General features: G+C 69.0%; 23 protein-coding genes. 9 read left to right on the forward strand and 14 right to left on the reverse strand.

Annotated features, from left to right (window positions below):
* Window positions 1-7: 7 nt before the first annotated feature.
* The 5 genes from ACGFNH_RS21110 to ACGFNH_RS21130 form a co-directional block, all read right to left on the reverse strand.
* Window positions 8-670 carry a DUF2637 domain-containing protein gene (locus ACGFNH_RS21110; protein WP_393655863.1) on the reverse strand — a complete coding sequence of 221 codons (663 nt, stop codon included), beginning with the start codon at window positions 668-670 and terminating at the stop codon, window positions 8-10.
* Window positions 670-864, reverse strand: coding sequence for a hypothetical protein (locus ACGFNH_RS21115; protein ID WP_393655865.1), 195 nt, complete (start codon window positions 862-864; stop codon window positions 670-672). Before ACGFNH_RS21115 ends, ACGFNH_RS21110 begins: the two co-directional genes overlap by 1 nt.
* A gap of 79 nt (window positions 865-943) precedes the next feature.
* A complete protein-coding gene (locus ACGFNH_RS21120) occupies window positions 944-2,299 on the reverse strand; it encodes an FtsK/SpoIIIE domain-containing protein (protein WP_393655867.1) in 1,356 nt (451 codons plus the stop codon).
* Between the two features lie 2 nt (window positions 2,300-2,301).
* On the reverse strand, window positions 2,302-2,655 hold the full coding sequence (locus ACGFNH_RS21125) for a hypothetical protein (protein ID WP_393655869.1): 354 nt from the start codon (window positions 2,653-2,655) through the stop codon (window positions 2,302-2,304).
* Window positions 2,656-2,794: 139 nt separating this feature from the next.
* A complete protein-coding gene (locus tag ACGFNH_RS21130) occupies window positions 2,795-3,574 on the reverse strand; it encodes a GntR family transcriptional regulator (RefSeq protein ID WP_393655871.1) in 780 nt (259 codons plus the stop codon).
* Window positions 3,575-3,592: 18 nt separating this feature from the next.
* Here ACGFNH_RS21130 and ACGFNH_RS21135 point away from each other — a divergent pair, with 18 nt between their 5' ends.
* The gene (locus ACGFNH_RS21135) at window positions 3,593-4,060 is read left to right on the forward strand and encodes an NUDIX hydrolase (RefSeq protein WP_393655873.1); all 468 of its coding nucleotides are present in this window, start codon (window positions 3,593-3,595) and stop codon (window positions 4,058-4,060) included.
* An 824-nt stretch (window positions 4,061-4,884) separates the two neighbouring features.
* Here ACGFNH_RS21135 and ACGFNH_RS21140 read toward each other — a convergent pair.
* The 3 genes from ACGFNH_RS21140 to ACGFNH_RS21150 all read right to left on the reverse strand — a co-directional run bounded on the left by ACGFNH_RS21140 (window position 4,885) and on the right by ACGFNH_RS21150 (window position 8,790).
* On the reverse strand, window positions 4,885-6,006 hold the full coding sequence (locus ACGFNH_RS21140) for a helix-turn-helix domain-containing protein (protein ID WP_393655875.1): 1,122 nt from the start codon (window positions 6,004-6,006) through the stop codon (window positions 4,885-4,887).
* Window positions 5,969-6,661 (reverse strand): hypothetical protein, encoded by a 693-nt coding sequence (locus ACGFNH_RS21145; protein WP_393655877.1) that lies wholly within the window; start codon window positions 6,659-6,661, stop codon window positions 5,969-5,971. Before ACGFNH_RS21145 ends, ACGFNH_RS21140 begins: the two co-directional genes overlap by 38 nt.
* A gap of 659 nt (window positions 6,662-7,320) precedes the next feature.
* On the reverse strand, window positions 7,321-8,790 hold the full coding sequence (locus ACGFNH_RS21150) for an FG-GAP-like repeat-containing protein (RefSeq protein WP_393655879.1): 1,470 nt from the start codon (window positions 8,788-8,790) through the stop codon (window positions 7,321-7,323).
* Between the two features lie 576 nt (window positions 8,791-9,366).
* Between ACGFNH_RS21150 and ACGFNH_RS21155 the strand changes: the two genes are divergently transcribed.
* From ACGFNH_RS21155 to ACGFNH_RS21170, 4 genes are all read left to right on the forward strand, one after another.
* Window positions 9,367-9,711, forward strand: a complete 345-nt coding sequence (locus tag ACGFNH_RS21155; RefSeq protein WP_393655881.1) for a hypothetical protein — start codon at window positions 9,367-9,369, stop codon at window positions 9,709-9,711.
* 434 nt (window positions 9,712-10,145) lie between these two features.
* Window positions 10,146-10,364, forward strand: a complete 219-nt coding sequence (locus ACGFNH_RS21160) for a hypothetical protein (RefSeq protein ID WP_393655883.1) — start codon at window positions 10,146-10,148, stop codon at window positions 10,362-10,364.
* A 47-nt stretch (window positions 10,365-10,411) separates the two neighbouring features.
* Window positions 10,412-10,798, forward strand: coding sequence for a VOC family protein (locus tag ACGFNH_RS21165; RefSeq protein WP_393655885.1), 387 nt, complete (start codon window positions 10,412-10,414; stop codon window positions 10,796-10,798).
* A 387-nt stretch (window positions 10,799-11,185) separates the two neighbouring features.
* The gene (locus tag ACGFNH_RS21170; RefSeq protein ID WP_393655887.1) at window positions 11,186-11,749 is read left to right on the forward strand and encodes a dihydrofolate reductase family protein; all 564 of its coding nucleotides are present in this window, start codon (window positions 11,186-11,188) and stop codon (window positions 11,747-11,749) included.
* A 108-nt stretch (window positions 11,750-11,857) separates the two neighbouring features.
* Here the strand turns inward: ACGFNH_RS21170 and ACGFNH_RS21175 are convergent, their stop codons facing one another.
* On the reverse strand, window positions 11,858-12,682 hold the full coding sequence (locus tag ACGFNH_RS21175; protein ID WP_393655889.1) for a GPP34 family phosphoprotein: 825 nt from the start codon (window positions 12,680-12,682) through the stop codon (window positions 11,858-11,860).
* 555 nt (window positions 12,683-13,237) lie between these two features.
* Between ACGFNH_RS21175 and ACGFNH_RS21180 the strand changes: the two genes are divergently transcribed.
* Both ACGFNH_RS21180 and ACGFNH_RS21185 read left to right on the forward strand, forming a co-directional pair.
* A complete protein-coding gene (locus tag ACGFNH_RS21180) occupies window positions 13,238-14,728 on the forward strand; it encodes an amino acid permease (RefSeq protein WP_393655891.1) in 1,491 nt (496 codons plus the stop codon).
* A gap of 251 nt (window positions 14,729-14,979) precedes the next feature.
* Entirely contained in the window at window positions 14,980-15,306 is a 327-nt protein-coding gene (locus ACGFNH_RS21185) for a TraR/DksA family transcriptional regulator (RefSeq protein ID WP_393656156.1), read from the forward strand.
* Between the two features lie 233 nt (window positions 15,307-15,539).
* Here ACGFNH_RS21185 and ACGFNH_RS21190 read toward each other — a convergent pair whose 3' ends face one another.
* Window positions 15,540-17,378 (reverse strand): TIGR03767 family metallophosphoesterase, encoded by a 1,839-nt coding sequence (locus ACGFNH_RS21190; RefSeq protein ID WP_393655893.1) that lies wholly within the window; start codon window positions 17,376-17,378, stop codon window positions 15,540-15,542.
* A 756-nt stretch (window positions 17,379-18,134) separates the two neighbouring features.
* Here ACGFNH_RS21190 and ACGFNH_RS21195 point away from each other — a divergent pair.
* Window positions 18,135-19,982: a sulfatase gene (locus ACGFNH_RS21195; RefSeq protein ID WP_393655895.1), complete on the forward strand. Its 1,848-nt coding sequence runs from the start codon at window positions 18,135-18,137 to the stop codon at window positions 19,980-19,982.
* 317 nt (window positions 19,983-20,299) lie between these two features.
* Window positions 20,300-21,178: a LysR family transcriptional regulator gene (locus ACGFNH_RS21200; protein ID WP_393655897.1), complete on the forward strand. Its 879-nt coding sequence runs from the start codon at window positions 20,300-20,302 to the stop codon at window positions 21,176-21,178.
* Between the two features lie 30 nt (window positions 21,179-21,208).
* Here ACGFNH_RS21200 and ACGFNH_RS21205 read toward each other — a convergent pair whose 3' ends face one another.
* From ACGFNH_RS21205 to ACGFNH_RS21220, 4 genes are read right to left on the reverse strand one after another with little or no spacing between them, the layout of a single operon-like run.
* Window positions 21,209-21,874, reverse strand: coding sequence for a response regulator (locus ACGFNH_RS21205; RefSeq protein ID WP_393655899.1), 666 nt, complete (start codon window positions 21,872-21,874; stop codon window positions 21,209-21,211).
* Entirely contained in the window at window positions 21,871-23,211 is a 1,341-nt protein-coding gene (locus ACGFNH_RS21210) for a sensor histidine kinase (RefSeq protein ID WP_393655901.1), read from the reverse strand. Before ACGFNH_RS21210 ends, ACGFNH_RS21205 begins: the two co-directional genes overlap by 4 nt.
* On the reverse strand, window positions 23,204-24,382 hold the full coding sequence (locus ACGFNH_RS21215) for an acyltransferase (RefSeq protein ID WP_393655903.1): 1,179 nt from the start codon (window positions 24,380-24,382) through the stop codon (window positions 23,204-23,206). The genes ACGFNH_RS21210 and ACGFNH_RS21215 overlap by 8 nt, the downstream gene beginning before the upstream one ends.
* Window positions 24,375-25,292, reverse strand: a complete 918-nt coding sequence (locus ACGFNH_RS21220) for an alpha/beta hydrolase (protein ID WP_393655905.1) — start codon at window positions 25,290-25,292, stop codon at window positions 24,375-24,377. Before ACGFNH_RS21220 ends, ACGFNH_RS21215 begins: the two co-directional genes overlap by 8 nt.
* Window positions 25,293-25,622 lie beyond the last annotated feature (330 nt).

Consider the following 25,622-nt stretch of genomic DNA (forward strand, 5'->3'; position numbering starts at 1 on the left):
TTTCTGGTCAGGTGAGTTGGGCTGCGATGGCGTTGGCGAGCTGGGGCGGGACTCCGAGGCGGGCCCGGAGGGTGTCGCTGTCGATGCGGGAGCCGGTGCGGGCCTGGTGGTCGTCGGCGACCTTCCGCGCGTGGTCGACGAGGGCGGCTGGGACCGGCGGAGCCTGGTCGGCGGCCGGGAGCGCGGGGACTTCCTCAACCGCGGGGATCTCGACGGGCTCCGGCTCGGGAGCAGGCTCCGGGAGGTCGGGTGTCGGTGCAGGAGCCTCGGGTACCGCCTGCGGATCCGACTGCCGGGGCTCGTCAGCGTGCGTGGTGTGAGCGAGGAGCGTGCCGCCGAGGAAGGCGAGGGCCGGCCACCCGGCGACGCCGAACCGCAGCCAGGCCGGGGGGTGTTGCAGATCGAGGAATCCGGCCGTGGCGACATTGGCGCCGAGCGAGGCCACCAGGGCGATGACGAACCAGCACCAGGCGAGCCGGGAAGGCCCATCGCTGCGGAGCCGCCTCCAGGCCGCGACCAGGAGCAGGTCGACGCTGACCGGGTAGGCCCACGCCTTCCATCCGTCCTGTCCGGCAGCAGCGGCCAGGTCGTGCAGGTGGGCGAAGGACAGGGCACCGGCGATGACGGCCTGGACCAGGACGGCGTCCAGCCGGATCGCGGGCCGGGCCATTACGCGTCCTCGCCCGGGTATTCGGGGTCGTTGGCCGGGTCGTAGCCGTGCGGGACGATGCCGCAGGGAAGGGACGCGGCCAGCGCCGGGCCCATCAGGGCGACGAATTCCTGATCGGCGCCGAGCAGGTGCGCGTACAGGGCAAGGGCGCCGAGCAGCTGCACAGTGCGTTCGAAGTCCTCGTGAGCGTCCACGGGTTCACCTCCGGGTTCGGGCATGGATCGGGTAAGGACCTGGCGCGAGGCGGTCGCGCCGACCGTGGTTCAGGGAAGGTCAGGCCATGGCGGGAGCGGCCTTGGAGAGGGACACGCGGGCCGAGGGCAGCGGCGCAACGGCGGGCCGGAAGGGCGCCAGCTCGGGCAGGTCCGGCGTGCGGTCAGCATGCTTGTTGCAGATGTTCACGGCCTCGCGCAGCGACGTGTGCGGAGCACGGATGCGGGCCCAACCGCCGGTCGAATCACCGGCGACGGCGATGCCGGGTGTCTCGGTAGAGATCTGGATCGCCGCGAGTACGGCGTCCGGTGCGATGTCGCCGAAGGCCATGTTCGCGCTGGTCTCGTCGTTGACGCGGTGAGCGGTACGGCCGGTGAGCTGGGCGCGGAGCATCGTGATGCCCTTGCCGAGTTCGGAGCCGAAGCGCTGCCCGCAGATCTCCAGGTAAATCCCGGCGGCGCGGCCGAGCTGGGCGAGGCGGACGAGGGCGGTGATGATGCGGTCCCGGCGCTTCTCGTCCTCCTTGGTGGCGAAGAGGGCGAGTTCGGCGACCTCGTCGACCAGGACGACAACCGGGACCGGGCGCAGGTCCTCGGGCAGATCCCAGATGTCGGCGGCGATCTCGGCATCGGCAACGGTGACGCTGATGCGCTGCTCGGCGCGTATGACCCGGTAGACGGCCTCCATGTGGGACACGAGCGCGTCGAGGAGTTCGAGCGCGGTGTCCGGGTTGTCGGCGAGGGCGGAGAAGCGGCGGGCGAGAGGGAAGAGTTCGACGCCCTTCTTGCAGTCGATCCCGACGAGGGCGACGTCCTGCGGAGCGAGGCCGGCCACCAGGTTGCGCTGGTAGACGGACTTGCCCGACTCGGTGGCGCCGAGGGTGAGCCCGTGCGGGACGGTTCGATAGTCGCGGTAGTGGACGGCGCCGTCCTCGCGCAGCGCGACGGGGATGCGCATGGAGGCTCGGTCGGTCTTGGCGGGCATCTGCACGCGCTTGAGTACGTCGTAGCCGGTCATCCGCAACTCGACGACGCCCGAACGCAGTTCACGGGAAGTGACGCCGTACATCTCGAAGGAGTGGCGGAGCCGATCGGTGGCTGCCGAGACATCGAACGCGTCCTGGCCGGGGCGGAGTTTGAGCCGTAAGACCAGACCGGTGCGGGTCGGCCTCAGACGCAGGATGCGCGGGGCGCGGGACTCGGGCACGGGACGGTGGGTCAGCCGGGCGAGCGAGAGACGCCAGCGCGAGGGCGGGACCGTGAGCCCGCAGGCATCCATGACCGAGGCGTACCGGAAAGCGACCCGCAGCGAGGCGAAGGTGACCCCGAACGTCATCCAGTACCAGGCGGGGCGCCGCCACCGCAGGATCACTGCGGTGACGACGACCAGCAGCAGCGCGACCGTGAACTCGGTCATGATCAGGCCGCCTTGGACTGCGACGCCCCGGCAGCGAGCGAGGTGACGGCGACCGCGCGGAAGGCGATGCCGTGCCGCTTCTGCCCGTTGAACTCGTTCTCCCACGCCGAGGCAACCAGCCCCGTCAGAGCGACCGGAGTGCCCATGGTCAGGTCCTCGGAGACACCGGGCTGCGGAACAGTGAGCTTGAGGATCTCGACCTCGTCCGGCGTGGAGAACATGACCTCCACGGTCATCAGGGTGACGCCGTCCTTGTCGACGGCAATCTCGCCGGTACGGCGGTCCTTGACCTTGGGCTGCGGGGCCTTGGCGACCATCACGGTCGCGGCGGAGGTGTCGACGGGAATCTGACGCACAGCAGATCACTCCTCTATAGAGGCTGGACTCCGTCACTCATGTACATGAGTGACATGAAGAAGAGTGCCTGACTCCTGTACATGAGTCAACCCGCCGCGATGAACAAGTCGCAGCGGGTTGAGGGAAGTTGAGCGGGCGTCAGTCGGCCGCGGGGATCCTGTACTCGAAAACGAACTGGTCAGCGGCCATGAGGGTGTCGCAGACCTCGACCACACGCCCCTCGGTCGTCAGCGCCTCACGGATCAGGTGAACGACGGGAGCACCGGGGCTCAACGCCAGCTCGGACGCCTCTGCCTTGGAGGCCGGGCGTGCTTGCAGGGTCTCGACGAACTCCGCGAACTCGTGCCCGCTGTCTTCGAGTCGGGCGTAGATGCCGCCACCGCCCGGGTTCTCCGCGAACAGCTCGGGGATGTCCTTAACGACGTCCCACGGAAGGTACGACGTTGCCGTCTCGACGGGCGTGCCGTTGCGGAAGTAGAGGCGCCGACGGGCGAGCACCTGCGCGCCGGCCTCCACACCCAACCGCGCGGCAGCATCCTCGGGGGCCTCCATGGGCCCGATGTACAGAACGCTGACCTTGGCCGTAGCCCCGGACTGCGCAGACTCGGCCAGGTACGCGGCCTTACCACCCTGCCGATGCGAGCGCCGAAAACGATCCGAGGAGCGGTGCCGTACCGGCGGCCGGTCCTTCACGATCGAGCCCTTGCCGTGCCGGGTCTCGACGAGCCCACTCGCGCGGACTTCCACCATGGCCTTACGGATCGTGCCGCCTGAGACGCCGTAGCGCTCGACCAGCTCCGACTCGCTCGGCACCATGTCACCAGGCTTGAGGACTCCCGCCCGGATCTGCTGAACAACCTCGTCGGCGATCTGCACGTACCGAGGTACGGCCCTCCCACCTCCTACCGCAGTTCCCATAGTCCTTCTCTTCCTCCTATGCTCCTGTACATGAGTAACGGCACCCAGCAGCCCAAGTCAACGCCACTCCACTCCGTGTCCGTAGCCGGAGTGGTGATCCGCGAAGACGGCAAGCTCCTGGCGATCCGCCGTGCCGATAACGGCACTTGGGAGCTTCCCGGTGGCGTACTCGAGCTCGACGAGGCCCTCGAGGCAGGCGTACAGCGCGAGGTCTGGGAAGAGACGGGCATCCACATCGAAGTGGACGAGCTGACCGGCGTCTACAAGAACACGACCCGGGGCATCGTGGCGCTGGTGTTCCGCTGCAAGCCGACCGGCGGCGCCGAGCGAACGTCCAGCGAATCGACAGCAGTTGATTGGCTCACGCCCGAAGAGGTCTCGGAGTGGATGTCCGAGGTGTACTCGATCCGGCTGCTGGATGCCCTGGACGGGGCAGGCCCTCACGTGCGGAGTCATGACGGCAAGCGTCTGACGCCAGCGCGATAGAACTTTCTCTACTTCATCAAGGCGGCTCGCTCCGCTCGCCGCGCGCTCTCCGGCTCACCGCCGGGGCCCGACGCTCCTGCCTTCGGCCCGCTCTGGCCCCGGCTACGCCGGTCGCGCGGCTGAAGCGAGCACCATGGTGGGGAAGAAACCCGCTGTGGCTGGGGCGGTCGGCTCCGCTGCGTCACAACGATGCCTCCGGCGGGGGCGCTCAGACTCCGGGATGGACGGGGCGCCGTTCGCGAGTGCTGGCCGGAGCGGGGCGAGCGTCGTGGGGCTCCCATCCCGTCCGCCTTCGACCCAGGCAGAGCCGAGCAGTCGCGGCCCAGGGCGTCAAGGTCGTTCGTACAGTGGCGCGCTCCACCTTGACGCCCTGAACCACGACCGCTCCACGATGTGTGGGTCGAAGGCGGACGGGATGGGAGCTGGGGTGAGTGAAGGTTGCTGCAGTGGCACAAAGAGCTGGCCCCGGACTCGTTAGAGCCCGGGGCCAGGCCGTTCGCCAGCTCAGGCAGGAAGCAGCAGCCCAGCTGCGGAGCCTTCTACGACCGTCGCGGCCACCTTCAAAACGACCTTGATTGACTTTCGCATTCTGCTCATAATGCTCTCCTTCCGTCCGACGATGGGTTCCCGGTTCCCTGATTTAGCGTTTCCTAGGACAGGAATAGCGAACCTGATTACCAACGCGGCCGAAACGAGTACGAGGAAGGGCGCAAGAGGAATCGAACCCCAAGCCCCTGCCCCTAGTCTCAACTGGCGACGTGACGACGTGACGACGTTAGCAGATCGCATCCCTGAACGCCTACCTAACTGGAAAGCTTGCTGACCTACTTGACGACCGTCAGGTGACCATGCAGGGCAGGCGCCTTCTGGCCACCACCAACAATCGACGAGATCGCCAAGCCGAACACCAGCGAATCGAGATCTTCTTCACTTTCGCTCAGATCATCGGCGATCTTCCGAGAAGTCCATCCATCTTCCCTAGCCAGCCGAAAAACGTCGGCGAAGAACCTAGAGGTTTCCGGGTGCATGCCCTCTGGCTCGGCCGTTCGATAGCCACGCCGAGATAGTTCGATAATCCAACTACGCCGCACCCATTCCGAGATGAACTCAAGGTTGTAAAGTCTTTCCACCATGGCTAGAGCGGAGACTTTCCAATATTCCTTTAGCGTAAATACATCTTCGATCCGAAGCTTGCCGACCACTTGCGCATATAGCCCATCTGCAGGCATGAGGAAGCTCGAAGCGAAGTCATGCGCCTCCTGCTCAACCTGACGCGACCGATTCTTCTGGGAGTCCTTGTGGAGAATCAAATGCCCCAACTCGTGAGCCAGGTCGAATCGCATACGCTCCGCAGTCTTACTCAGATTAAGAAAGACGAAGGGGCGCCCCTCATACGGGAAAGTGAAAGAGTCAATTTCTCGGTCCGCAATCGGAAGAGAATACACCCTGACCCCCTTCCTCTCCAGGAGGGGTAGTAGATTCTTCACGGGCTTTTGGTGCAGCCCCCAAACCGAGCGCAACTGCTCTGCGATGGTCGCAGGCGGCAAGTCAGCAGCCTCGGAAAAATCTGGAAGATCAGCACTCGGCGTGCCGTATCGCTTGTCGATCCAGTTGCTCAACTCGACACCGAGAGAGCTTACGGACAGGATTCGACGAACTTGCCTGGCCGTCAAAGACGACAGTGCCCGAAAACTCACCCATTCTTCTTCCACTTGCGGCGCATCGTCTGCAGTGAAAAACGAGCTCGGAAGTTGCAGCACTTTTGATAGCTGATCGACCGGCGGGGACTCAACCTCGCCGGCCTCCCACGCTGAAACTGTCCTGCGCGACACCCCACACTGCTCTGCCAAAGCTTGCTTGGTTAGGCCACGCCTTTCGCGCGCGAGCGTCAAGCGGGAGTGGTTGAATTCAGGCAGTCCTAGTGACCAACGGTTCTCCGTCGTCATCGCTATCCTCGTCCGGTTCGATGGGCGCAACCGCTCCAGAGGAAGGAACGGGATCGATAATAATGCGCTCGACCCACTCTCCCACAAGGCCATCTTTTCGAATTTCGACGGGAAGAGAGACTTCCATACGGATGTAATCATCGTCCGCATAGACGACCAGGAACCATGTGGAGCATGCCTCGTCGGCGGGAATTTCCTCGGCCAGCAAAGGCAGGTCAAGCTTTAGGGCAAGTTGTTCATACGCTGCGTTGCGTTCGATGCGCTCCTTCGTCTTGGGGCCGCGCCTACGAGTCAGGCGCGGGTCGCGAGATCCTTCAATCCCAGTGAATCTGTCGCCAGCTACGACGGCGAACGCGAGATTTCGTTGAGCAGAGTAAACCGTCTCATAGTTTCCCGTTTGCCCAATTCTCCACCCTTGGCGAGTCTTGAGAAGTTCGCGCCGCAGGGAGGCGAGCGTTTCCGCCCACATCGTCACGCCGGGAAAATTCCGTGGGTAGAACTTAACCGATACGCGCCTTCGCGCATCGTCACCCGTCGTAACACTGGTGCGAACATTCGCGACAGAGAGCCCCATCTCGGACAGACGCGCATCCGCCTCATGGGATCGAACGATCTTGCTGCGATGGACAGGGCTGTGCTCGCGGTGCTGGCTCACTACGCCTCCGTGATCCGACTTCCCGAAACCTTACCTCAGATGAGGCGGAATTTGGGGAAGGCGAACCGGGCTCCAGGCATGTCGCGTTCCCGCGAAGACAGCAAACAGGAGGGCACTGACAGTGCCGTGTAGGACAGTTGGGCGGTGACAGCTGAGGAGGCCCCGGCGAACAGCCTCTGCGAACTCGTCGCACCGCACAGCACCGCCAGCGATAGGCCGGCACCACGCGGTCGGGCAGGCTGGCCCCCTCGGGCCGCACCAGATGGGCACCAGAAGACGGGGTAACCAGCGGTCAACACCGGCCCACCAGCGAGTGCCACGACCGAGCCATGCCCGGCCATAACCCCTCGTCAGGAGTGGCGCAAACATCAACTGAGCGGTGATTCCCAAGCTCAGAGCGCGGGTTCGATTCCCGTCACCCGCTCCAGCACAAAGCCCCAGGCCAGCGGCCGGGGCTTGTTTATTGTGCGGAACAGGGACAGTTGGCCACCGCGGCCTCAGCGAAGGACCTCACGGGCGCCGCGGTGCCTGGTCTGCCAGCGCCTCTGCGTTGCGCAGCTGTCGAGGCGTGCATCGAATGCTCCGGGCAGGGAGGTGTCTGCCCTCGCCGGCGGGCGAGCCGACGCTGTGGGAGCGGGTACAACGTCCCTAGGGCGCACTCAGCGGCTGCTCAGCGGCTTGCCGTACTTCTGGGCCGTGGATAGGTACGGGAGGCCGAGCGTGCGGGGCGAGAAGGCCGCCGAGCCGCCGGCCGAGCCTCTGGGGAGGAGCCATACGGCGCCCAGGGAAGCGTTCTCGCCAGGCGATCCGACCGTGACATCCGGTACGCCGTCGGCGTTGCCGTCACCCGAGGCGACCGCCGCGCCGAAGGTGTCGCCCGCCTCGGCGACGCCCGGGACGCCGGGCGTGTCCTGGTTCCAGGAGACAGACCGGGCAGTGCCGTTGGCGTCGAGCAGGCCCTGAGCGCCGCCGTGGAGGAGCCAGGCGGCGCCCGCCCCAGCTCTGCTTCCGATGGCCTCACCAGGAGCGCCCGCGACCAGGTCGTCGCATCCGTCGCGGTTGACGTCGGCGACGGCGAGGGCGGCGCCGAAGCGGTCGCCGTCCTCGGGCACGCCCGGGACGCCCGCTGTGTCCTGGTTGAGGGTCTGGGCGCGGCTGCCGAACTGGCCGTCCGCGGGGCTTCCGTAGTGGATGTGGATGCCGCCCCCCTTGGCAAGCCTTTCGGGGCCGCACGGGTCGTCGATGTTCTCGTCGGCGATCTCACGGCATTCGCCGAGCGCCAGGTCGTCGTGGCCGTCACCGTCGAAGTCGCCGGCGGCCAGGGCGGTCACACCGGCGTTGTCCGTGTTCCAGAAGTTGGCCATCGCGGACTGGTCGGCGTCCCACTTCCACAGGCGCACGTGCGACTGCGTGTAGGGGTCGCCCCCGGTCCAGTACGCCACGGCCAGGTCCGCCGTGCCGTCGCTGTCGAAGTCGCCGGTGGCCAGGACGGGGGCGCGGCCGCCCATGTGGTCGGTGACGACGGTGGTGACCATGCTGTCCTCGCCCTGGATCACACGAGCGACGACCTTGTCCGTGCCGCCGATCACGATCTCCTTGTTGTCGTCGCCGGTCATCTCGGCCGCCGCGACCGACTTGCCGTACGCAGCCGACGGCGACGGCCCGGTGAGGACCGTCGACCCCGGTCCCGGCCCGTCCTTCGAGCCGCCTACGACTATGGCCATGCCCGCGTCCGTACCGCGGTCGATGACGTCCTCGCCGGGGACACCGACGAGCAGTTCCGCGATGTCGTCGCCGTTGAGGTCCACCAGGGCCACGGATGCGCCGAAGCGGTCGCCCGCCTCCGGGGTGCCGGGAACCTCGGGAGTGGCCTGGGTGACACGGATGCTTCCGTAGGCGCCGACGCCTTTCGGGCCGCCCCAGACGACATTCACGTACCCGGCCTTGGCCTGTCCGCCGACGGTCCCGTCCGGGACGCCGACGGCGAGGTCCGTGTAGCCGTCGCCGTTGAAGTCGCTCGTGGCGGTACGGGGTGCGGAAGCGGTGGCGCCGGACGAGAACACGAACCCGGCGGTGGCCACAGCGGCGGCTGCGATGGCGCACGTCAGGATGCGGCAGCTGTGTGGCACGGGGACTCCCACTCGGTCGACGGGGTACGGGTCATCTGGTGTGACCGTCGAAGGGCAGAGCTGGTTGTACGGAGTTCACCGGTGGTCGGCGCCGGGTTCACCGTGGGCGGGCGAGGCCCTCGATATTGCGGGCGTCCGAGACCGCGACGCGGCCATCGCCGGGCTGACCCTGCCCGTGCCGGATCCATGCCCACAACAGGCAGAGAACCCCCGGTCAACACCGATCACGGCCGAGACTCCCCAGGCAGGACTTCAGCAGCCGAATACCCAGCTCAGCAAGCCTGTTGGGCCACAATCACCGCGTCGGACATCGTCCCGAAAGCACCGGCGGCCACGGTGTGGGCCATGCGCATGCGGGTGGCGACCTCGGGATCGTCAGGTTCCGAGAACATCGATGAACTTCTTTGTTGCCTGGACCGCGCCAGGCGTTGCGTGCCCGACGCCTCGCGCTCAAACGAACCCGTGGACTACGTTCAACGCGTTCACATACAAGGGCTTGGGGCGTGGGGGTGGACGGCAGTGCAGCAGGGAGACGCCCAGGGGCGGGGGCCCGTTCTTGGACGGATGGGATGGTGCGTGCTCCTGTACGTGCTCATCCACACCGCAGCCTGGGTGGCTGTCTCGCAGACGGATCGGCGGGAAGACAGCTTCCTGGACAGCATGATGCTGGGGCTGGACGTGCTGCCGATCATCGGTATTCCCACCCTGCTCGTCGCGATTTTCGCGGTATCGGTCCACAAGCGCATGGGCGTGGTCCGGTTCCGTGTGCTGCTTGCCCTCCCGCTGATCCTCTGTGCTTGGCCCCTCCTGTACACCGGCCCTCCCGAAATCGCGTGCCAGGTCATGGCTCAGATCGCATTTGCCGCGCTGATACCTGTGCCGCTCTTCCCCCAGGAGTGGCTCGGTAGGACTGGCGGGTAGGGGCGCCCTTCACCGGGCCGCCGCTGACCTCAGCGGCTGACACCGAAAGCAGCGGCTCCGAGCGCTCTCGTCAGCACCGCGATCAGCAGGCCCCGGCTGCATTCCCTGGCACCGGGGCGTCCGGGACCGACCTGAGCAGGAAGGTAGCCCCGGCGACTGACAGGCTGGATATGCAGCCGTGCATAGCGGTCTGTTGGAAGGCAAGCTGGACGACCGAGTTGGAGAGCGGCCCGAGCTCCTCGAATGAGGCTCTGCGCCGTGGGCCGTCTCAGTTTCCGTCTCATGCAGCGCCGTTCACGGCCATTCAGGCGGGACCCGGAGCCGCCCCCGAAGCGGTGGTCAACCTCCCGCGGCGACCATGTCCAGCGCCGAGTGCTGCGCCGAGGCGTTCGCCACCAGGGTCAACACGGTCTGCCATACGCTCCGGATCACGCGTGGCGCCGGACAGGGGCGACAGCGCCGGCGGCCTGAAGGCGAACAGCGGCAGCGGCAGCGGCAGCGGCAGCGGCAGCGGCAGCGGCACTTGGGAACTCCCCGAGCTGCGCACTCGACTCGACGAGGCCCTCGAGACAGGCGTCCACGAGCAGGGCAGTGCTCGGCACGGTCAGAAGCCATCCGCCTACGCGATCTTCCACAATCTGGTGCCTCAGTGATCCAAAAGAGGTGGAGCCCGCTGGTCTGCCGGGACATAGTGGCGCGCATGGCTTCCCTCGTGCGACACACAACCATCGACTGCGCCGACGCCTACGGCCTCGGCAGCTTCTGGGCCGAGGCCCTCGATTCCCCGCTGGCCGACGACGACTTCCCGGGCGACCCGGAGGCTACGATCGAGTCGCCGGGTAGCACGCTGCTGTTCGTAACGGTCCCCGAGCGCAAGCCCGCCTCCGTCAAGAACCGCGTGCACCTCGATCTGCAGCCGCAGGACCGCACCCGGGACGAAGAGGTCGAGCGGCTACTGGCCCTGGGCGCCACCCTCGTGGCCGACCACCGCCGCGCAGACGGAGGCGGCTGGGCGACGCTGGCCGACCCCGAAGGCAATGAGTTCTGCGTCGAGCGCAGCGCGACCGAGCGCGCAGCCACGGCCTAGCCGATTGCCCTCCCTGAACTCCTTCATCAACGAGATCACCCGGCGACCGTACGAAGTACCAGTGCTGCACCCGTGGATCCGTAGATCCGTAGATCCCTCGTTCCGGTGTCAGCGCGCGCCGTCCCACAATCCGTCGCCGGCTCAGCACGCAACGTCCGGACCTGGTGGTCACCACGGCCGGAGCGCCCCGACCGGCCCATCCGACCAGCGGCAGGGGCAGCCCCACCCCGGCGCTGAGACGCCTGACGGGCGCCTGGCGCCGGTCCGCGGGGAATTGCCCGTGGGCCGTGTCGAGAAGCGGGGTACGGCTCCGACGTCTCCTGGGAAGGTGCCCGGGAAGCCCGGGCCCGTATGGATGTGAGACGCGAGATCTTCGGAGGCGCCGCTATGCAGACATTGACCGTCGATGTGTTCCTCTCGGTCGACGGGTGGGCCAAAGGGACGACATCGCCCGGGTACTTCGGATACTTCGGCCCCGAGTTGGAGGAGTGGATCACCGGGGAGTTGGCGCTGCCGCAACTGGTTGTTCTCGGGCGGCGCACCTACGAGGCGCTTGCGGATGTGCCCGACGAGGCGCGCGATGCGTCCTGGCAGCGGATGGCCGAGCTGAACAAGGTTGTGTTCTCGGGGACATTGGAGACGGCCTCATGGCCGAACACACGTGTCTGCCATGACGACCTCATCACCGAAGTCGGTCGGCTCAAGAGCGAGAGCGATGTTCCCCTCCGCACCATGGGAAGTCTTTCCGTGGCTCGGCAGCTGTGCGGCGCGGGTCTCGTCGACCGACTGAGGCTCATGACGTTTCCCCTGCTCGTAGGGGAAACGGGCCGCGAGCCGTTCTTCGCGGATGTGTCGTCGGCCGATCTGGAGCTGGTCGGCCATCGGGCCCTGGACGGCCGGGTGCTGCTGCTCGAATACCGGCCGACCGGCCACGACATTCCACGGGCCTGAGCGGGACGGACGCGCGAAGGGCGACCGTCGCATCGCATGGGTGCCAGGCCCAAGAGCCTTTGCCGGAGCGGACGTTCGCGTAGGGACATGGACATCGCCCGGCGGGGGCTACCAGTCGCCTCGCCAGATGTTGTCGAAGGCCGCCTGCTCGACGTCCCGCCGTTGCCGTACGGTCTCCAGCTCAAGCAGGGCGTCATTCACCTCGGCGAGGACCTCCTCGACCGAGTCGCGGGCCCCACTCACGCCGTCGTCGGTCTCGCTCACTGCGTCGTCGGTCTCGCTCGCCTCGGCCTCGGGCTGCTCCTCCGCGGCCTCGGGCTTCTCCCCCGCGGCCCCACGCTGCTCCCCTGCGGCCTCGGCCTTCTCCCCTGCGGCCTCGGGCTTCTCCCCCGCGGCCTCGGTCTCCTTCTTCGCGTCGTCGGCCCCGCTCGGCGCGTCCTCGGTCTCGCTCCGCGCGTCTTCGGTGGGCGTGTCCTCGTCGCCGAGCCCGACTGCCGTGGCGAGCGCGGCGAGGACGGGCTCGTGCGATGTCCAGCGGTCCTCCGCCATGCTGCGGTCGGGCGAATCGGCCAGCGTCGTACGGCCGGTCTTCAAGTGCAGCCAGCGGCCGCGTTGCCGCGTGAGTTGCCCGTCCGTCTCCAGTGCGGCCAGATAGACCGATTCCAGGTCGCGGCCTCTGCGCCACAGCCAGTCGCCGACCGACTCGTACGGCGTTTCTCGTACGAGTGAGCCCGCGGCCTGGTCCAGCAGGCGATCCGCCAGGGGCGTGCGCGGGCCGGGCACGATCCGGTCGCCGTCCAGCGTGACCGTCTCGGCGGCCAGGAGGTCGATCAACTCGGCTCCCGCCAGGGCGAGCGAGAGCCTGCCTCGCTCCACGGTGCGACTGGGTGTCACGTCCATGGCGGTGATCATCAAGTCCCGGGATGTGGTCATAGAGCGCTCCACGTCAGCGGCATCGGCACGCGCTGCTGCGACGCCGAATCGTCCGGCTCCTCCGCGCGACGCCCGCCGGGTGGATCGCCCCGCGATCAGCGCACCGGGAGTCGGGTGGAATTCGGGCCGCACGACGCGTACTCCCGCATACGAGCCTACGGAGCGAGGGCGGCGGCTGCACCTCATGCCGTCCCCGGACCGCGTCGCGCCCCCCGCCGACCCCGGTTCGCCCGACCCGGCACGCCATTCCCCATCCGTTTTCCCAGTGGCCGTGACAATGCCGCGTTCCGGGCGCCGCCTCCCGGAGACCGGCCCCACCCGCCCCCCTATGAGACATGTCACGGCCTTACTTATCACTAGTGAAACCTCTGAGAAACCTCAGATCCATTTCCCCGTGACGTGTACCACTGCCAAAATCCCAGGGATGCCGTGACTATGACCCTCGGGCCTCTCTGCCCTCCCCCCGGTCTCACGCGGTGATCACCTTCCTCGCCGTGGAAGGCCGCCGGCCCCCGGCCGGTTTCCGCACATCCCCTCACGAAGGTGAACAGCTCCATGAGTGACCGCACCATGACTGCGGCCGACCAGCCTGCCGCCGGGGCACCGGCAGCGGGCTCCCCCCACGTAGATGCGGGTGACGCCGGCTATCGCAAGGACCTCAAGTCGCGTCACATCAACATGATCGCGATCGGGGGTGCCATCGGTACGGGTCTCTTCCTGGGCGCCGGTGGCCGTATGGCCGACGCCGGTCCCTCACTCTTCATCGCGTACGCACTCTGCGGTGTCTTCGCCTTCTTCGTCGTGCGTGCGCTCGGCGAGCTGGTGCTGCACCGGCCGTCCTCCGGTGCCTTCGTCTCGTACGCCCGCGAGTTCACGGGCGAGAAGGGCGCCTACGCCGCCGGCTGGCTGTACTTCCTCAACTGGTCGACCACCGCCGTCGCCGACATCACCGCGGCCGCCACGTACGCCCACTTCTGGAGCATGTTCAGCGACGTCCCGCAGTGGGTGCTTGCCCTCATCGCGCTCGGCGTGGTCCTCACGGCGAACCTGATCTCGGTGAAGTACTTCGGCGAGATGGAGTTCTGGTTCGCGATCATCAAGGTCGCGGCGCTGGTCGCCTTCATGCTGGTCGGCATCTACCTCGTCGTCACGCAGCACGAGGTCGGCGGCCACACTCCGGGGCTGTCGATCATCTCCGACAACGGCGGCATCTTCCCGAGCGGCGTCATGCCCATGCTGCTGCTGATCCAGGGCGTCGTCTTCGCCTACGCCTCCGTCGAGCTGTGCGGTGTCGCCGCCGGTGAGACCGAGAACCCCCAGAAGATCATGCCGAAGGCGATCAACTCGATCATGTGGCGAGTGGGCCTCTTCTACGTCGGCTCCGTCGTGCTGCTCGCGCTGCTCCTGCCGTACACCGCGTACACCGGCGACCAGAGCCCCTTCGTGACCGTCTTCGACAAGCTCGGCATCCCCGGCGCGGCCGGCGTGATGAACCTGGTCGTGCTCACCGCCGCGCTCTCCAGCCTGAACTCCGGGCTCTACTCCACCGGCCGCATCCTGCGCTCCATGTCGCTCTCCGGCTCCGCGCCGAAGTTCACCGGCGTCATGAACAAGCGCGGTGTGCCCTTCGGCGGCATCCTGCTGACCGCGGCGTTCGGTGTCGGCGGCGTGTTCCTCAACTTCGTCATGCCGGACGACGCCTTCGAGCTGGTCCTGAACTTCGCGTCGATCGGCATCATCGGCACCTGGTCGATGATCATGGTCTGCTCGCTGGCGTTCTGGAACCGCTCCAAGGACGGCCGCGTCACCCGGCCCGACTACCGGCTGCCCTGGGCCCCGTACACCCAGCTGGTCACCCTCTTCTTCCTCGCCTCCGTCCTCGTCCTGATGTGGATGGACGGCGGCATCGGCCGGACGACGGTGAACTCCCTTCCGCTGATCGCGCTCGCGCTGGTCGGTGGCTGGTACCTGGTGCGGAAGCGCGTCAAGCAGATCGACGAGGAGCGTGCGGGGGGCCTGACGGCGGACTCGCCCAGCCCCCGCTGACCTGGGCAACGGCCCGCACGAAGGCCCCCGTGGGATGTCCCGCGGGGGCCTTCGTACGGTCGGCCGCACGGTCGGCGGCCTTCGCGCGCGGCCCGGCTTGCGGAATGCGGACCGGGGCACCGGGGGTTGTCGTGGGGGTGAACGATCCATCCCGGAATGACGCTTTCCCGTCGGCCGAGCAGGAGGCCGCCGAGCACAAGGCCGAGCAGGAGGCCGAGCAGGAGGCCGAGCACGGGACCGTACGCGCGAGGCTGACCGACGACCGCGCCGCCACGAGCGCGCGGATCGAGGCCCTGAGCCGCGAGTTCGACGGCATCGTCGAGGCGAACGCCCTCGTTGCGATCGACGACGAACACGACCCGGAGGGGTCGAGCACCGCGTTCGAGCGGGCCCATGTCGCCTCGCTGCTGGCACAGGCGCGCGAGCACCTGGCCGACCTGGACGAGGCGATGGACCGGCTGGAACAGGGCGACTACGGACGGTGCGAGCAGTGCGGCGAGCCGATCCCCGCGGAACGCCTGGAGGCCCGCCCTGCGGCGAGGACGTGCGTACGCTGCGCCGCGGCCGGCTCCCGCTGACCGCGGCACGGAGGCCGCGCGGGGCCGTCGGCACCGAGACGGCGCGGGATGGCGTTTGGGCATGGGGGCGGAGGCGGTTCCTCCGCGGACACGGTCGAGAATCAGCGCTTGCCATGAGACCCGCGCCCGCGTCGCGAGGACCGCGCCGCACGGCACCGGCAACGCGCGCCTCCGCCCGGTTTCCGCCGGTCGGAGGCGCGCTGTGTCCGGTGCCCGGTGTCCGGTGCCGGGTGTCAGCCCGCCAGGGCCGGGGACTTGGCCGTCGTCCGCCCGCCCGCGGCCGTACCGGACTTCTTCCGTGCACCCGCCGTCGTCGGCAGCGGGAACGGTGCCGGGAGCAGGAGTTCCGCGTTGCGGTCCGCCACTTCGCCGCGGCGGGTCTCGTCGAGCTGGATGTCGTTGACCGCCAGTTCCCGCGCCAGTGAGGCCAGCGCCTTGGGGTTGCTGAGGTCGCCGCCGTTGGACAGCGGCGCGTCGATGTCCAGAACGGTGGTGAAGATGGAGATGGACTCGTTGCCCGACGCGTCCTTGCCCGCCGCCATTTCGATCACGCGGCTCTGGATCGGCCAGTCGATGTGGGCCGCAGCGGACACCTCCCAGAATCCACCCGGCTTGGCGTGGTTCGCGGGGCGGGCATGGGGCTGGATCTCGTTGCGGTGGGTATGGCCGTTGGCCATCAGGACGACATTCGGGAAGCGGAGCAGCAGGGCTTCGACTTCCTCGCCCGAGAGGTGATCGTCCTCGGTGTTCGTCATCGTGCGCAGCGGGTGGTGGCAGAAGACGACGATGAGTTTGTCCTTGACGTCGCGCTGGTTCACGACGTTGCCGTCCTCGTCGAAGTACGTGCTGCTGGATTCCTTGAGGCGTTCCTCGAGCCAGGCGAACTGGTCCTCGTCGATGCCGCCGGCCGCGTTGTTCTGGATGTTGTCCAGCCCGCCGGGGTTCGTGGAGTCCAGGGTGATGTACTGGATCGGGTCGTCGGCTCCGGCCGGTATCGCGTAGTACGCCTTGTCGCTGCCCTCGGTGAAGCCGTGGCCCGTGGGCAGTCCGCTGGTCCTGTGGTGCTCCGCGATGAATTCCCCGGGGCTGAGCAGACGGCGGTTGGGGTCGGCGGTGACATCCTCGTCGTCGATCCCGCTGAATACCGCCTTGATGACGTCGAAGAGATCGATGTCGTCCATCTTGTCGGGCAGATCCGGGCCTTCGGACCACTTCTCCGCGTTGACGGTGTGGTACTTGAGCGAGTGGAAGAACGGCAGATCGGTGTCGGTCGGGATGTTGCCCTGGACCATCACGTCGTGGTTCCCGTACACCGCGTACCAGGGCATGCCCAGTCCTGCGGTACTGAACGGCGTACGGGCCGCTCCCAGCAGGCCCTGGATCTGCGGGAATCCGCGCTCGCTGTACTTGTTGCCGGCCTGCGCGGGTTCTTCGGGGCGCCAGTAGTGCTCGTCCTGGCCGAACACACCGTTCGCGACGCTCTCGTCCTTGTCGGGAGAGCCGGAATTGGCCGCAACCGACCCGCCGCCGTCGAGCAGGTCGATGTACCAACGGGTCTCGTTGAGCTGGGCGTTGTCGACGGAGTCGCCCGTCACCACTGTGAAGGCGAGCGGCAGATCCGTCTTCGGGCCCTTGCCGAGTTCCTTGAGGGAACGGCACATCGCGTCGACGAGGTGCAGCGACAGGAATTCGTGCGCACGGTACGCCGCATCGAAGGGATAGCCGGATTCCGGGTCGTCGTTGTACCGGTCGAGGAATTCGACGCGGGACGGCGACTGGTCGTCGATGATGTGCAGATCACTGAGGTGCCCGAAAGCCACCAGGGGTTTCAGGTCCTCCGCGCGCGAACTGGTGATGTCGGTGCGCAGCGTGTGTCCCTCGCCGTTCGCCTCGACGAGCTTCCGGTAGCCGTTGGCGTCCGGCGGCCCGGGCACCACCGTCCTGGTCAGCGTCGTACCGGCGCCGAAGGCCGACTTCGAAGGTGCCTTTCTGTCGCCGGTGAGAGCGGCCCGGGCCACTTCCCCCGGGCCAATGGCCGCCGCGGCCACTCCGACCGCGGCAAAGGTCAGCATCCTCCGACGTGAAACCGACACGTGGTCACCATTCCTCACTCGATCCGATAGCCGCGGCTACGACGTCGAATCCATCGCCGCCGGGCATGGACTCTGCATGCCCCCCCGCTGTCCCCCGTCGACCGGCATGGCCCCCGCGCGTCTCGCATGGAGATCGCACCCGCGCGAGACGCTTCGCCGTTGCACCCCCTGCATTCACCCGTATCCGGACACACATGGACGGACGCTGACGGACGTGAACTTCCCCGGCACCTCTCGGATCGCGTGGTGCGGTCGCGGCGCCGGGCACGGTCAACGCCCTCCTACGACCGGACATGGATTCTCGAACGGCGAGCGGGTCGCGGACATGAGTAATCGCTACTGCCTTGGCATCGGCGCAGGCCGGCGTGGAGGATGAGATTCCGCGATGTGGTCCCGGCAGCTGAACGCATGCCGCGGTCAAGCCGTACAGAGAACGGCGGCCCGGCCTCCCGAGCCGGTCCGCCGCACCGCCACCGGGCTTCGCACGGAAGCCACCGGGCCTCGCACGGAAGGACCTTCGGGGTGTCCCTCTTCACGCGCTCTCATCAGCGACCGAATGCGGACAAAGCGGCCTCCGGGGAGGGTCATTCGGCGAACGAGCCTCGGGAAGGCGACCTGCCCGGCGGCCCTGGCGGCGGTTCCGAACGCGATTCCGGTGGCGGTTCCGGCGGCGGTTCCGGTGGCGGTTCCGGCGGCTGTTCCGGCGACGACCCGGGAGACAGCTCCGCGGAGGAGATGGCCGACGCCTCTGAAGACGACACGCACATAGCCGACGGGGAAGGCATGTCCGGCGAGGGCGGCGCCGAGCAGGACGCCCCCGCGCCCGCCGACCCCACAGACCCTGCCGACCCCGACGCCGACCCCGACCCCGACGGAGACCCCGACCCCGACATCCCGTCCCCCCGCGGCCTGCACGGCCTGCGCGCCAAGTACCCCGCCCTCGCACGGGTCCTGGCCTGGGGAACCTCCGTCGTCGCCGCCGGCCTCGTGTTCGTCGCCCTCCTCCTGCCGAGCTCGCTCCCGGCCCTCACCCCCGAGGCGTTCCTGCATCTGCCGGTCGAGGCGGTCTGCGGGGCCGCCGTACTGCTCGTCCTGCCGCGGAAGGCGCGGTGGGTGGCGGCGGCGCTGGCCGGGGTCGGCCTCGGTGCGCTGGTCATCGTGAAGCTGCTCGACATGGGCTTCAACGAGACGCTCGGCCGGGGCTTCAACCTCGTACTGGACTGGCCCCTGCTCGACGACGGACTGTCGTTCCTGGAGGACTCGATCGGCGAGTCCAGCGCCACCTGGGTCGTCGTCGGCGCCGTGGTCCTCGTGCTCGCCCTGCTCGTCCTCATGACGCTGTCGGTGCTGCGGCTCGGTGGCCTCATGGCCCGGCACAGCGTCGTCGCGACCCGTACCGTCCTGGCGCTCGGGACGGTGTGGGTCCTCTGTGCCGCGCTCGGGCTGCAGTCGGCCGGCGGCACGTTCGCCACCCGCAGCACGGCCGGGCTGGTGCACGACCGCTACAAGGCGGTGAAGGCGACGCTCAAGGACGAGCGGAAGTTCGCCGAGGAGGCCCGGGTCGACGCCTTCCGCGACGTCCCCGATGACCGGCTGCTGACCGGGCTGCGCGGCAAGGACGTCATGTTCACCTTCATCGAGAGCTACGGGCGCAGCGCGATCGAGAACCCGGAGAGCGCCCAGGGGGTCGGCGAGGAGCTGGCCAAGGGGACCGAGCGGCTGCGCAAGGCCGGCTTCTCCGCACGCAGCGCCTGGCTGACCTCGGCGACGTACGGCGGCAGCAGCTGGCTCGGCCACTCCACCTTCCTCTCGGGCCTGTGGATCGACAACCAGCAGCGCTACCGCACCGTCACGGCCGGCGACCACATGACCCTGACCAGCGCCTTCAAACGCACGGGAGCCTGGCGGACGGTCGGCATCATGCCGGGCGTCACCAAGGACTGGCCGGAGGGGAAGTTCTACGGCCTCGACCACGTCTACGACTCACGCGAACTCGGATACAAGGGCCCGAAGTTCAGTTGGTCGACCATGCCCGACCAGTACACGCTCAAGGCGTTCGAGCGCCTGGAGCACGGCAAGCCCGGCGACAAGCCGCTGATGTCGGAGATCATCCTCACCTCGAGCCACAACCCCTGGGCGCCCCTCCCCCGGACGCTCGGCTGGAACGAGATCGGCGACGGGTCCGTCTACGGCCCCATCGAGAAGGCGGGCAAGGACCCGGTGGAGGTGTGGAAGGACACCTCCAAGGTGCGCCGGGAGTACGGCCGGTCCATCCAGTACTCGGTGCACAACCTGATCTCGTACGTGGAGAAGTACGGCAGCAAGGACACCGTGCTCGTCTTCCTCGGCGACCACCAGCCCGTCCCCAAGGTCAGCGGCGAAAATGCGAACCGGGACGTACCGGTCGCGATCATCGCCCACGACAAGAAGGTGCTGGACCGGATCTCCGGCTGGGGCTGGCATGAGGGCCTCAACCCCGGCGCCGGCAAGGCTCCGGTCTGGAAGATGGACAGCTTCCGCGACCGCTTCCTGACCGCCTACGGCCCACAGCCGGACGCGGCTCCGTCGCCCTCGAAGCGGTAGGCGCCTTCCGGTTCAACGGGCAGCAGGGGCGTGGGCCCGTCCGTGCAGCAGGGGCGCGGGCCCGTCCGTGCAGCAGGGGCGCGGGCCCGCCCGTGCAACGGCGCTGCGCAGGCACGTCCGTGCAGCGGCGCCGGAATGCCGTTCCCTGCCGGCACGTTGGGGGCGGGGCTGCGGGTGGGGACCCGCGCGCGATCCGTCGCCCGCGCGGAGCGGACGCAGGCCCTCTCACCCCCGTGAAGAGGGCCTCCGTCCCAGGCCGCTCCATCGTTGCCAAACGCCGGGACCTCATCAAGAGCGATGTTCTGTACGATCGGTAAGTGGCATTTACCGAACTGGGCGAGATCGAGGCCTTCTTGGCCCTCGCCGAGGATCTGCACTTCGCCAAGGCCGCCGAGCGTCTGGGACTGTCCCGCCCCAGGGTGAGCCAGCTCATCCAGTCGCTGGAGCGGCGCATCGGGGGCCGGCTCTTCGACCGTACGAGCCGCAGGGTGGCGCTCACTCCCACCGGGCACTTCCTGCTCGCGCGCGTCAAACCGAGCTTCGAGGGGCTGCAGCGGTCCATCGAGGAGGCCAGGGCATTCGCGCGCGAACTGCGCATCGGATTCCTCGGCCCGTTCGCAGGCGCGGTGAACACGTCGGTGTCCAACTTCCGCCGTACGCACCCCGAATGGTCGATCAGCATGAGCGAGACCCGCTGGGGCGACTACTTCGGGCCGCTGCGGCGGGCCGAGGTCGACATGCAGGTGACCATCTGGCCGGTGTGCGAACCCGACCTGACGACGGGACCGGTGATCGCCGAGTATCCGCGGGTTCTCGCCGTCGCCGCCGACAGCCCGCTCGCGACGCGGAGTTCGGTCGAGGCGGAGGAGCTGGCCGAGCACACGATGGTCGAGATGCCGTCGGCGGCGCCGAAGGAGATCCGTGAGGGCTTCCTGCCGCGTCTGACGCCCGCCGGGCGGCCGATCCACCGGGGCAGGCTGGTCAAGACCCAGCACGAGATGCTCAGCCGGGTCGCGACGAGCAGCGAGGTCTGTGCGACCTCGACCGCGCTGACGCAGTACTACCGCCACCCCGACGTGGTGTTCGTGCCGCTGGAGGGACTGCCGCCGGCCCGTGCGGTGGTGAGCTGGCGCACGGTCACCGAGAACGCCAAGATCCGGGACTTCGCGGCCTCGCTGCCCTCACTCGCGTCGTGAGGCCTGACCCGTTGCCCTGCGGCCGCCCCCTCAGTACCCAGCCGGGCGCACTATCCCCGTCTCGTAGGCGAACACCGCCGCCTGCGTGCGGTCGCGCAGCCCCAGCTTCACCAGGATCCGGCTGACATGGGTCTTCACGGTCTGTTCCGCGACGACCAGCTGCTCCGCGATCTCCGCGTTCGACAGGCCCTGGGCGATCAGCGCGAGGACTTCGGTCTCGCGCTCGGTCAGTGAGCCCACGCGTTCCCTCTCCGGGGGGCGCGGGGATCCGCTGATCCGGGAGAACTCGGCGATCAGCCGCCGTGTGACACCCGGGGAGAGCAGCGCGTCGCCCGAGGCCACCACCCGTACGGCGTCGGCGAGTTGGTCGGCGGACGCGTCCTTGAGGAGGAAGCCGGAGGCTCCCGCGCGCAGCGCCTCGTAGACGTACTCGTCCAGGTCGAAGGTGGTCAGCACCAGCACCCGGACCTCCGGGAGGTCGGCGGTGATGCGCCGGGTCGCCTCGATGCCGCCGAGTTCGGGCATCCGGATGTCCATCAGCACGACGTCGGGCCGGCTCCGCGTGACCTGGGCGACCGCGTCGAGGCCGTCGACGGCCTGGCCGACGACTTCGATGTCGGGGTGGGTGTTGAGCAGCACCGTGAACCCCTGCCGGACCATCATCTGGTCGTCGGCGATCACCACCCGGATCGTCATGTCCTGGTCTCACCACCGGCCGGCAGGAACGCGGTCACTTCATAGCCTCCGTCGGGTGTGGGACCTGTGGCGAGATCGCCGCCCAGCATTGTCGCCCGCTCCCGCATCCCCAGCAGACCGTGCCCGGCGCCCGGCGACGGCGGAGCGGCGGCGCGCGGCGCGGTGTTGGCGATGCGGACGCGCAACCCGCCGCGGTTATGGGCGAGTTCTATCCCCACGGTCGAACCCGGTGCGTGCCGGATGGCGTTGCTGAGGGCCTCCTGCACGATCCGGTACGCCGACAGCTCCACCCCCGGGGTCAGCGGCCGCGGCTCCCCGCTGGTGTCGCAGCGCACGGTCAGACCGGCTGCCCTGGCGTTCTCGACGAGGGCGCCGAGGCGTTGCAGGGTGGGCAGCGGGGCGTGCGGTGCGGCGCCCCCGGCATCCTGTGCCTCGGACCGCAGGACGCCCAGGACGCGGCGGAGTTCGGTCAGCGCATCCACCGCGTTCTGCCGGATGCCCGCCAGGTTCTCCTTGAGCTCGTCCGACGGGTCGGTGGCCAGGTGCGGGGCCACCTGCGCCTGGATGGAGATGACCGACATGTGGTGGGCGACCACGTCGTGCAGTTCGCGTGCGATGCGGCTGCGCTCCTCCAGTACGGTGCGGCGGGCGCGTTCCTCCTCGGTGAGCACGGCCTGTTGGGCCAGGCTGGACCGCGCCTCACGGCGGCCGCGCAGCGCGGCACCCAGAACGACCGCGACGACGGACACGGCAGCGCCGGGGAACAGCGGGGAGTCGTTCTGGAAGCCGGCCGCGAATCCCCCGAGGGCGAGGCCCAGTCCGAGACTCAGGCCCAGAGCCTCGCCCGCGACCCGGACCGGTACGCGCAGGGCGAGCAGCAGCAGCACGAGGGGATCGGCGAGGAGCCCGGTGTACGCCCAGGGCCACTCGCCCCCGGGCCCGTACACCATGGCGGCCCAGGCGACGACGGAGGCCATGGCCATCGACAGCCACCAGGCCGGGACGGGCCGGGACATCGCGAGCAGGACGGCACCGCCCTTGGCGAGGGCGATCGGCAGGGCGAGTTGCGGTCCCATCCCGAGACCGCCGCCGGCAGTTGAGGCGGCAGTATGGGGATCCCCGAACCTGAGCAAGAGCTCATTGGCGGAGAAGACGAAGGTCAGGACGGCGAGCAGCACCACCAGGACGTGCGGCAGCCGGCGCAGCCACCGCGGCCCGGCCATCGGGGGCAGCGGATCTCGCTCGGCCGTCATGAGATCGGTGCTCAGAGTGCGCAGGGCGTCGAGCAGCCGACTCAGCACATCCGTGGGGGTGTTCACCCGGGCAACCCTAAGCATGGGTGACACCCCCCTTCCGGGGCGCCGGCTTGTCCGGGGCCGACCGGCGCACCACGCGGGACGCGCCCCTGCTCCGCCGGCGGCCTCCCTGCTCGTACGGGTGGAATGCCGCCCAGCACAGAGCCAGCGCCGCCCCGAACACCGGGAGCCACGCCACTCGCGCCACCAGCCAGCCGGCTTCGCCGGGAACGGTGTGCAGTCCGGGCAGCGGTCCCGCGAGCAGCCCGGCGGTGGTGACGGCCATCAGCGCCGTCTGGTGCCAGAGGAAGATCGTCATCGCCGAGAGATTGACCAGGGCGACCGCGGCCCACGCCGCGGGCCTGCGCATCGCGCGCCGCAGCGGGCCGAGCAGCAGCAGGGCCAGCCCGCACTGGGCGACTCCGAAGGCGACGGCGGCGAGGGTGGGCGGGTTGAGGTTGGAGATCTGCGCGCCGGGCACGCCCACCATGGACGCCGGGTAGCCGCACCAGAGGACGAGCCCGGCGGCCGCGGCCGTACCGCCGATGACGAGCAGCCGGCACGCGCGCCCGGTCAGCTCGCCGCGCGCCCAGGCGGCGCCCAGGGTGTACGGGACGAGCCAGCCCGCCACCAGGTTGATCCAGCCGAGCCGGTCCGGTCCTCCGAAGCCGAAACGGATGAGGTCCACATGCAGTACGACGGCCAGCGGCCACAGCGGGTTCAGCCGGGCGACGAGCGGCGTCGCGGCGGTGAGCACGGCGAAGACCAGCAGGAACCACAGCGGGGACAGCACGAGCTTGACCAGGGTGCGGACCGTGTCCAGACCGGTGCCCGCCGCGAGCATCGCGATCACGGCGACCGCCCAGAGGGCGAGGAGGGGCGCGAGGGGCCTGCAGAGCCGGGTGATGCGGGCGCCCAGCCAGGAGCGGTAGGTGACGCCGTGGGCCCGCGCGGCGGCGTGGCTCCTGACGCCGACATGTCCGCCGACCAGGAAGAACACCGCGAGGGTCTGGAACACCCAGGAGACCGGGGCGAGTTGGGGCATGTCCTGCAGCGGGCTCGCTCCGCGCAGCGTGCCGCTGTCGGAGACCAGCGCGGTGACCAGCCAGTGGCCGAGGACGACGCCGAGGACCGCAGCGGCCCGCAAAGCGTCGACGGCCCGGTCCCGGCCCGCGGGGGTCGCGGCGTCGATACGGCGTACGAGCTCACGCACGGGCGTCTCCCGTCACGATGCGGCCGATGCTCGCCAGGGACCGGGAGCCGGGTGCGAGGTAGTCGCTGTGGCCGCCGTCCCCCGCCTCGAAGGGCCGGGCGCCGAAGGCCGGGGCTACCGGGTCCCTGCCGAAGCCGACGGTCGTGCCCAGCAGGCCGACGCTGACGTGCGGCACGCGGGCGATCCAGTCGTCGCCGCCGCGACCCGCCCAGACGCGGGCCCGGGTGCCGAGATCGTCCGCGGTGGAGGCCCCGGTGCCGGGGCTGCCGTAGAGGACGATGTCGCCGACGTCGAGGCCCTCGCCCGCGGCGCGGGCGCAGACGACGGAGCCGTACGAATGGCAGAGCGCGGAGACGTGGGCCCGCGGGTTGTACGCCTTCAACCGGCCGACCAGGCGCGTCAGTCGGGGCGCGGCGTCATCGGCCCGCCCCTGGGTCAGCACCTCGGGGGCGACGGTGCCCGGGGTGTCGTAGCCGAGCCAGGTCACGACGGCGGCCCGGCGCCCGAGGCGGTCGTGGAGGGCGGCCGCCCCTGCGCGGAAGCGCTCGTAGGTGTCGAGGGTGGTGTCGGAGCCGGGGACGAGGACGGCGAGGTGTGCGGCCTTCCTGAGGTCGCCGATCACCTCGACGGCCCGCCCGGCACCGCGCCCGTCGAAGGCGAGGAGACGGCGGCCCGGGTCGGTGAGGGTACGCAGGTGGGCGGCGCGGCGGCGGTCCCCGTGGGCGTCGGCCATGCGCGCGGCGTCGCGGGCATTGGCGCGGTTGGCCGCGTACCGGGAGCCCGGACCGGCGGATGCGGGGAGGGCGGCGGGCTCCGGGGCGGGCACCTCCGGCCGCACCGCCCCCGATACCGGTACGGCCACCGCGGCGGTGACCAGCGCGGCGAGCACGGCTCGACGGAAACGGTTCATGGGCTTCCCTCCCCGGTCGGCGCCGCACGGTCGTGCGGCGTCCTCGGAGAAGGAAGCTATGAAAGGGATGCCCTGGTCGGCGTCACGCTGGAGAGCGGCCTTGCCGCGTAACTCTCAGGTATGACGTGTCGTGGCCGAGCGTGTCGGCGTCGGGTGTCAGCCGCCCCGTAAGGGAGCACGCCTCCGCGACTCCCCCGTGGACGTGGTGGCGTGCTCCCCAACGGGGTGGCTGTGTCGCGCAAGAGGGACGTTAGACGCCGGGCGGGGGTGCGGCGAGGTTCCTTCCGCACAGTGCGGGGGCGGGCGGTTTCAGATCGCACAGTGCCCGTG

It is taken from the genome of Streptomyces sp. NPDC048639 (assembly GCF_043199075.1).
GTDB lineage: Bacteria > Actinomycetota > Actinomycetes > Streptomycetales > Streptomycetaceae > Streptomyces.